Genomic DNA, 7,805 nt, shown 5'->3' with positions numbered 1-7,805 from the left:
CTCGGCCGCCACCCGGTCGCCGGCGGCCAGGGCGACCCGGACCAACCAGGGGCCGGCGGCGGGCTCCATGCTGAGCAGCAGCGGGCGGGGCAGCTCTGCGAGCAGGGGCATAGCGCTGCGCGGCCCGTCTCGTGCCTCCGCGAGCTGCGCGGACAGCAAGGCGTGCCGGAAGCGAGCCTCGGCCGTGCCCCCGGGCTGTTCCGCGACGTGATACGCCACCCCCTGCAGGTCGCCGCGCCGCAGCGCGACTGCGGCGAGCACGGCGCGCGCCGCCGCAGCCGACAGCGGCGTGATGAGCGCACCGGCCAGGTCCAGGGCCCTATTCGCCTGGGTGACCGCGTTATCGAAACGGCCCGCGAGCAGCTCCAGGCGGGCCTCCAGCGCCGAGGCGTCCGCCGCCCAGGCCAGATGACCGTGGCCGAACATGTCCTTGCGTGCCTGGCGGAGCATCGTCCGTGCCTCGTCCAGCCGGTGGATGTCGACGAGCACGGCGACGGTGGCCAGGCAGGCCTCGTAGCGGCGGTCCTCGAGCGCGTCGGCGGCGGCCAGCCGTCCGGCGCTCTCCGCCAGGGCCAGCGCGGCCGTGAGCCTGCCCTCGTGCCGCTCGGCGGTGGCCAGGGCGACCAGCGCGGCGGTCCTGGCTGCGGGACCGTATCGACCCGTTCCGTCGATGACCTCCTGCGCGAACGACCGCGAGCCGGCGTTCTCCCGCAGGCACACCGTGGCGTACAGATGCACGAGAGTCGCCCGCTCGCGTACGTGGCGGGGGAGGCCCGGCACCGCCAGCACGGTCTCGGCCTCGCGGATCGCCTCCTCACCCCGGCCCGTCAGGTACATGGTGTCCGCAAGCAGGCAGCGCAGTTCGGCCACCCCGTACACGGAAGCGTGCTCGGCGAGGCGGCCACGCACCATCTGCTCGGCCTCGTCCAGCCGGCCACTGGCGACCGCCGCCTCTATGTCGGAGGAGGCCGGGCCGGTGAGCAGGCCAGCCGACCCCGGCCGCTCAGAGCCCAGGAGAACGCCGGACTGGTCGAGCAGGGTCTGCCGCACCGACGAGGGGATGCCCGCAGCGACGACGTCCCCGACGAGTCCGTGACGGAAGGTGAGGCCGTGCTCGGTCACGAGGAGGATGCCCGCGGCCGTGGCCTCCTCCGTCATCGGGAGCAGCGCCGCGGGCGTGGTGTCCAGCAGCGACGCGGCGTGCTCCAGCGACAACGAACGGCCCAGCACTGCGATCGTCTCCATCAGGCTCCTGGCCTCCGCGCTCAGCGTGTCGATCCAGCGCCGCACCACCGTCCGCAGCCGGTCGGGCACGCGGGCCCGCGCCGCGTCTCCCAGCAGCCCTTCCTCGCGCAGCCCCGCGAACAGCTCGGTGATCAGCAGCGGATTGCCTCCGGCGGCCGCCGCCAGCGCCCGCGTCGCCGGGTCCGGCGACCGCCCGAGCGTGTCCTGCGTCAGCGCCGCGACCGCGTGCGGTGACAGCGGCGCGAGCGTCACCCTGTCGGCCCCCTCCCGCTCCAGGATGTCGAACAGCGACACGGCCTGGCCCCTGTCCGGCACTGTCGAGCGGCTCATCATCCAGCCGATGGGCCAGTCGGCCAGCCGGTCGTGCAGGCTGTGCAACGTCCTCAGCGTCACCGGGTCCGCCCGTTGCAGGTCGTCGAGCACGGCCAGCACCGGTGACGTGGCCAGCTGCTCGAACCCTGCCCGCAGCCGCTCCAGGACCGGCGGACCGAAACGGGCGGCGGCGTCGCCCGCTTCCGGCTCAGAGCGCAGATCGAGAGCCTCCAGCAACATGCCGCACGGGGCGACCTCGCCCAGCTCCTCCACCCTGCCGTGTACAACCCCGATGCCGCCTTCGGACGCCTCGGCGACGGCTTCGGCCAGCAGCCGGCTCTTCCCCGATCCGGGTTCTCCGTCCACCAGCAGCGTCCCGCCCGCACCTCGCCGCAACACCCGCAGCAGGCCATCGACGTGACGCCACTCCCGATCGCGTCCCCGCATGTTGTCCTCCCATGGGTCGCCTGCCACGACAGGGAACGGTGAATCCCGAGCTCGCCAAGATCTTTCACACCCGCGGAGGACCACTACCCGGCTGGGGGATGTGACCTCCCGTCCACCGCGCCGAGCCTTAAGCCGAGGCATGCCCGAGGATGCAAGGAAGGGGTGAAGGAGATGGCGGAGACCGGTTATGCGCCGTTCAACCGTACGGTCGACAAAACGAACCGCGTGCTGCGAGAGATCGAGGAGGCACACGGCTGGACTCCCGAGCACCGCAACCAGTCCTACGCCGCCCTGCGCGCCGTGCTGCACGCCCTGCGCGACCGGCTGACCGTGAACGAGAGCGCCCACCTCGCCGCCCAGTTGCCGCTGCTGATCCGCGGGGTCTACTACGACGGCTGGCGGCCGAGCACCGTGCCGGTCAAGGCCGATCGCGAGGAGTTCCTCCACCGCGTCTGCGGCGAACTGGCCTTCGACCTCCAGGAGAGCGAGGAGGATCTGGTCAAGAAGGTTTTGCAAGCGCTCAGGAAGCACATTACCGCTGGCGAGTGGGAGGACGTGAAGTCCACCATGCCGAAGGATTTGGCCTCGATCCTGCCCTGATCGCCGACGGGCTCGTTGGGATGTCGGAGCGGTGAGGTCTGGGTCCAGGGGACGCGCGGGGAAGCGCGTCATGTCGGTGAGGCGCGTGCTGACATCGCTGGGGGCCGGGGTCGTCATGGCGGCCGGTGCCTGGCGGCTGGGGGTCCCGGAGTTGTCGCCGCTGCTCGGCTGGGGTGTGGCCGCGACGGTGGGCCTGGTCTGGGTGTGGCTGATCAGCTGGCCCAAGGACCACCATGACACCAAGCGGTTGGCCAAAGAGGAGGGCGACGCTCGCTCCACCGACACCGGCGTGCTGATCGGCGCGGTGGCCAGCCTAGGGGCGGTCGCGCTCGCCCTGGTCCGCACCGCCAGTCACACACTTCGGGCAGGAGATCCGCCAGCGTACAGCGACTTCGCCTACCTCGCGTTCACGATCGGCGTGACCTTCGGCGTCACCGACAACCGTGTGGTCAGCACGCACATCCGCAAGGTAGCCCTCGCGCACGCCCTGCTTTCCTACTTCTTCAACACCGGCATCCTGGCCGTGGCCATCAACCTCGTCACCGGCCTGGGCCGGTGACCCCTGGTCAGGGCGATCCGCTCGGGGTAGGGCCTGGACATGCGTATCGCCCTGGTCGCCGATCCTGACCTGCCCACCGAGCTGGCTGTGAGGGTGGCGCGCGACCTACCCGGCCGGTTGCGGGAGCGGCTCGGCTCGGGCTCCGACTGGCAGGTGCGCGCGTACACCGCTCCCCTGGCGGCGGAAGAGCAGGTCGACATCTCAGCCATGCTCACCGCTGTCCGTCCGCACCTGCCCGAGTCCGGCTGGGACGTCGGGATATTCCTCACCGACCTCCCTCGTCGGCTGGGCCTGGACGCGGTGAGCGCGGAGGTCAGCACCGGCGACCGCGTCGCCCTGCTGTCGTTGCCCGCCCTCGGCACCTTTCACCTGGTCGGCCGGACCTTGGAGGCCGTGATGAACGTCGTCGGCCTGCTCGTCCTCCCGCCCACCGGCCGTGACCGCCTCCCTGCGATCGGCCGCAGAGTGGAAGGCGACACCGAGCCCGGCCGGGTCGTCCCCGATCGCTACGTCATGCCCGGCCTGCGCGGGCGGGCGCGCCTACTCGCCGGCATGGTGCGGGCCAACCGCCCATGGCGGCTGTTCACCTCGTTGTCACGGGCGCTGGCAGGCGTGTTCGCCACCGCCGCGTTCGGCGTGATCAACGACACCGCCTGGCAGCTCTCCACCGCGCTGGACACCTGGCGGCAGTCGCTGATCATGGTGCTGTCCATCCTCGCTCTCGCCGCATGGATCATCGTCGACCACGAGTTGTGGGAGCGTCCCGGCGGCAGGGTGCCCAAGGCTCGCGCCCGCCTCTACAACGCCGTCACCCTGATCACCATCACACTGGGCGTGCTCTGCCTTTACGCGGTGCTGTTCGTGGTTCTCACCGGGGTCGGCGCGCTTGTACTGGTTCCCGACCTCCTCTCGGAGGCGCTGAACCATCGCCCGATGGTCACCGACTATCTGGCACTGGCCTGGTTCCTGACGTCCAGCGCGATGGTGGGCGGCGCCTTCGGCTCCGGGCTCGAGGACGACGGGACCGTTCGCAATGCGGCCTACGGCCAGCGTCAGCGCGACCGGCTCGCAGAACAACAGAACGTCTGACCACTCGGCCGAAGTCGCCGCCTGGGCCGGAGCGGGTGCCCGCGACCAGAGCGCATGGGGCCGTCGAGGGGGTAAAGGCCGCCCACCGCGCGCAGGGATGAATGGCGCATGGATCGCGGCTCTGGGGCCGGCCTGTCGGACCTATGCTGGACCATCCCGCCAATGATCATGAAAAGCGGCACTGCCGCTTGCGCCACTCCTGCAGCAGCGCGGTGTTGACGTCGTCCAGCACGACAGCGCGGCGTGACGCAGGGACGCCGCTCTGGCTGTCTCCGGGACGCCTGGGAGAGAATTCGACCAGGGCACTGATCACGCAGGCCGTGGTTCGACGCCCGGGACGTGCAGGTCACGCGGCGGATCGCCATACGGCACACCGTCAAGGCGCACCAGGAGGCCCTCATCCACGAGATCGGCGTCCGGACCGACCAGTTGTCCGGTCACCAGGGGTGACGTGGCGGCGCGCCCCCACCACGGCGGGGTCGTCTACCACAGCATCCCGCGCTTCACCAGCGAGGAACGGCTGCTGGAGCAGCCGGGTGAAGGCGCCGGTGACAATGCTGGGCGCGTCTCTTGTGGCGTTTGGCGTCAGGCGGGTGTTGCGCCGCTGGCTCTATCCCGGCGCCGACCGCTGACCCGACCGGCCTGCGGGTGCCGGCTCGGATCAGCGGTCCAGTACGTCAAGCCGGGTGGTCAGCCCTGCCGGGGCATGCTGGGCACCGAGACGGTTACGCCGCCGACTGAGCCCCAGACCGTCCACGCCTGGAGGACGAAGTCGGAGGTGAGGCGGAGCGGGCCCAGCTCGCGGCGCCCGTCGCCGCGCAGGACGTCGCGGAAGAGCAGACGGGTTTTGTCGGCGCTCCAGATTTCGATCCAGACGCCCGGCTCGCGGCCGGGGACGCCGGAGGCGAAGTCGAAGCCGGACAGGTCCAGCTGCACCCATTGGTCGGCGCGACCGGCGAAGGTGATCCGCTGTTCCTGGCCCACACGCTTGAGGTGGACGGGCCTGCCCGGGCCGTCTATCTCGACGCGGCCCAGATCGGTGACGGAGTTGAGCAGCACCCGGGCGGAGACCAGCATGTCAGGGCTCGCGGGGGCGACCTCCACCTGGTAGGTGCCGGTGGTGGCGAGCCGGGGGAGCGGCAGGCGGTAGATGGGATCGACCTGCGGGTGGCCGCCCTGGAAAGAGGCGATGACCTGGCCGGCGGGGTCGCGGACCACGAGGTTGCTCCAGAAGGCGATGCGCTCGCCACCGGCGCCGGGATGGTAGATGCCGACGGTCATGGTGTCACCGGCGGTGCCGTCGAAGGAGAGGCAGGCGCCGACGCCGGCGGCGGGGCTCTCGGCGACCCGTTCGGGGCCGTCGACGGTCAGGGTGCCGGCCTGCTGGCAGGGCGCTGCCTGATGGCCGGCATGGGCGTGGGCGGCGCCGGGCAGGCCGGCGGCCCCGAATATCGAGAGCGCTCCGGCGACGGCGAGCGCGGTGATCTTGCTGGTGTGCGTCAAGGGTTGTTCATCCTTCCGGACCTTGGTGACCCGTTTGTCGGGCCACTGACCAAGATCACCCTGCCCACGCCTTTCTCTTAGGAAACCTTTTTTAAAAACTGTCTACAGTGCGGCAAGTCGACCGCGTACGTCGGCTGGCTCGCCTGGTACGTCGCGCAGCTCGCTCACGACAACCAGGTGCGGCTCCTGCCCCTCGGCTCGGTCCCGCTCCAGGGAGGACGGCAGCAAGGCCTTCGCGATCAGTCACCGCTGGAGTCACGTCCCCATTACATCTGGCCCCATGGAACCCCGCGTTGGGCAAGCGCGCCGGCGGATCAGGAATCGTCCCGCCGCGGTCCCTTGTCCAGGAATGCCTTAACCGCACGGACACGCATCTGTGGGGCGTCCTCACCAACGGGCGCCAACTTGCGCCTCTTGCGAGACTCCAACGCGCTGGTGACCGACCCCTCGAAGGAGAAGCCTGCTCTGCATGCTGGCTGGAGGAATCGCGCGGGACGCCATAACCTCGGGCATGCGTGTCAGCCTCAGGGGAGAACACTTCCTGCCCTGCAACTTCATCGGCAGCAGCAGTCTCACTGGTAGAACAGCACACAGGCCTCTGGTCTCCTGGTCGATATCCCTTCTACCAGGTGATTCTCACCGGAGCTGCGACCCGCGCCGTCACGGTGAAATGGACTCGATGATGGGTTCATCATGTCGGTGAGGGAATTATATTCGCCAGTTTCAGGATGATGTGATCGACACCATTCCTGGCACCGGGCCTGGAGAGCTCTACGATGTCCGTCGGACAGGCCACGTCGCTGGTCATGATAGTAGGTTTCGTTCCCATCGCACCGATGTATCGGACGCAAGCATGCGAATAAGTCGTGGCAGTGGAGGTATTCCACCAGGTCCCGCCACCTGTGCCTGCACCCTCGATCAGCAGATCGGCGGACATGGTGTGGTCGTCGATGGCCCGAAGGTTCAGCACACGCCCACCGGTTTTGCCAGGCCAAGGCGGTGACCATCGACCGCCATTGCGATATTCGACCGCCTGCAAAACATCGTTTACTGACTTGTTCTCCGAGCTACGCAGGTCGTTGTACAGTTGAACCCATTCATCATTTGCCTGAGTGCGCAGAACGTCGACTGCCTGCACACGCGCTTGATCCTGGGGCGACTGGGATGCGCAGGCGGTCGTAGCGCTCAAGCAAATACTGAACGCCATGACCATCCTTTTGTAAGATCTCATCGTCTGCGGCTGCCCGCAGCTTCGAAAGCCTCTTCGAGGACCTTGGCGTAGGTGAGTGCCCCTTCCAGGCTGGGATGGAAGGACTGAGCGGACGCGACATCTCCATTGTCACCGGGTGTCTTGTCCGTGATGATGGCGTGGACAAGACTGTTGGGTCCACATGCTCCTCGACCAGCGAAGGCAGCGATGGGGTCAGCGACCGTAAGATTAACGCCCTGCAGAGCCGGGTCGCTGGGCAGATTCTGGAGCACAGGTTTCATATACTGCTAGGTGACCTCCTTTATCCAATGCGCTTCGAGGTCGACGACACCGTTGCAGCCGTTGCTAGTGGCCTCGACTACCACGGGATAGCCCATAAGCACGATCCGGGCATTTGGCGCGGCCCTATGGATGGCCTGAAGCGCCTGTATGATGGATGCGCACACAGGGCCTTGAATGTGTTTTGGAAGGGCCATCCTCAGGGGCTCGTTTCCAATCTCCGGTATGGTCACGTCCTGGCAGAGTTGCGAAAGGTTCATGATGCGCTCTTTGATGACGGGGCCGAAGCCGGCGTCATTGCCGCCGATGGAGACCGTGACCAGGGTGGTGTTTTCATCCAGATAGCCCTTGTCGATCTGGCCGAGCTCGCCGTACTGGCCCACGGCGGCCTTACCGCGGGCGTTCGTGGCTCCTTCGCGTCTACGTGACTCTGATGCCCCCTCTCCTGGGCGTGAGGGATCGCGTCCTATCAGAGAGGAAGTTTCGTATCCATTCAGGCCTGCCGCTGAGCTGGGCGTCTGGTTTGAGGTAGACCCGCCGGTTTCCGCTGAATACGTAGAT

General features: G+C 68.3%; 7 protein-coding genes. 3 read left to right on the top strand and 4 right to left on the bottom strand.

The annotated features are described in order from the left end of the window. Positions 1 to 2,031 (bottom strand): AAA family ATPase (locus DQW85_RS31390; protein ID WP_162795526.1); only part of this gene is annotated, 2,031 nt, incomplete at its 3' end. 144 nt (positions 2,032 to 2,175) lie between these two features. Here DQW85_RS31390 and DQW85_RS31385 point away from each other — a divergent pair. The 3 genes from DQW85_RS31385 (at position 2,176) to DQW85_RS31375 (ending at position 4,252) form a co-directional block, all read left to right on the top strand. Next, the gene (locus DQW85_RS31385) at positions 2,176 to 2,604 is read left to right on the top strand and encodes a DUF2267 domain-containing protein (protein ID WP_113703417.1); all 429 of its coding nucleotides are present in this window, start codon (positions 2,176 to 2,178) and stop codon (positions 2,602 to 2,604) included. A 70-nt stretch (positions 2,605 to 2,674) separates the two neighbouring features. Further along, a complete protein-coding gene (locus DQW85_RS31380; RefSeq protein ID WP_113703416.1) occupies positions 2,675 to 3,163 on the top strand; it encodes a DUF1345 domain-containing protein in 489 nt (162 codons plus the stop codon). Between the two features lie 39 nt (positions 3,164 to 3,202). Next, a complete protein-coding gene (locus DQW85_RS31375) occupies positions 3,203 to 4,252 on the top strand; it encodes a hypothetical protein (protein ID WP_113703415.1) in 1,050 nt (349 codons plus the stop codon). 690 nt (positions 4,253 to 4,942) lie between these two features. Here the strand turns inward: DQW85_RS31375 and DQW85_RS31370 are convergent. The 3 genes from DQW85_RS31370 to DQW85_RS31360 all read right to left on the bottom strand — a co-directional run bounded on the left by DQW85_RS31370 (position 4,943) and on the right by DQW85_RS31360 (position 7,627). Then, positions 4,943 to 5,755 (bottom strand): hypothetical protein, encoded by an 813-nt coding sequence (locus DQW85_RS31370; RefSeq protein ID WP_113703414.1) that lies wholly within the window; start codon positions 5,753 to 5,755, stop codon positions 4,943 to 4,945. A 691-nt stretch (positions 5,756 to 6,446) separates the two neighbouring features. Further along, positions 6,447 to 6,893, bottom strand: a complete 447-nt coding sequence (locus tag DQW85_RS44945; protein ID WP_162795525.1) for a hypothetical protein — start codon at positions 6,891 to 6,893, stop codon at positions 6,447 to 6,449. Positions 6,894 to 7,252: 359 nt separating this feature from the next. After that, positions 7,253 to 7,627 (bottom strand): SGNH/GDSL hydrolase family protein, encoded by a 375-nt coding sequence (locus DQW85_RS31360; RefSeq protein ID WP_162795524.1) that lies wholly within the window; start codon positions 7,625 to 7,627, stop codon positions 7,253 to 7,255. Between the last annotated feature and the right edge of the window lie 178 nt (positions 7,628 to 7,805).

The sequence above is a fragment of the Nonomuraea lactucae genome (assembly GCF_003313395.1).
Taxonomy (GTDB): domain Bacteria; phylum Actinomycetota; class Actinomycetes; order Streptosporangiales; family Streptosporangiaceae; genus Nonomuraea; species Nonomuraea lactucae.
This window is presented reverse-complemented; position numbering and strand designations above follow the sequence as displayed.

Coding starts and splice junctions, on each gene's coding strand:
- DQW85_RS31380 (WP_113703416.1), top strand. CDS start 2,675: ATGTCGGTGAGGCGCGTGCTGACATCGCTGGGGGCCGGGGTCGTCATG.
- DQW85_RS31375 (WP_113703415.1), top strand. CDS start 3,203: ATGCGTATCGCCCTGGTCGCCGATCCTGACCTGCCCACCGAGCTGGCT.
- DQW85_RS31385 (WP_113703417.1), top strand. CDS start 2,176: ATGGCGGAGACCGGTTATGCGCCGTTCAACCGTACGGTCGACAAAACG.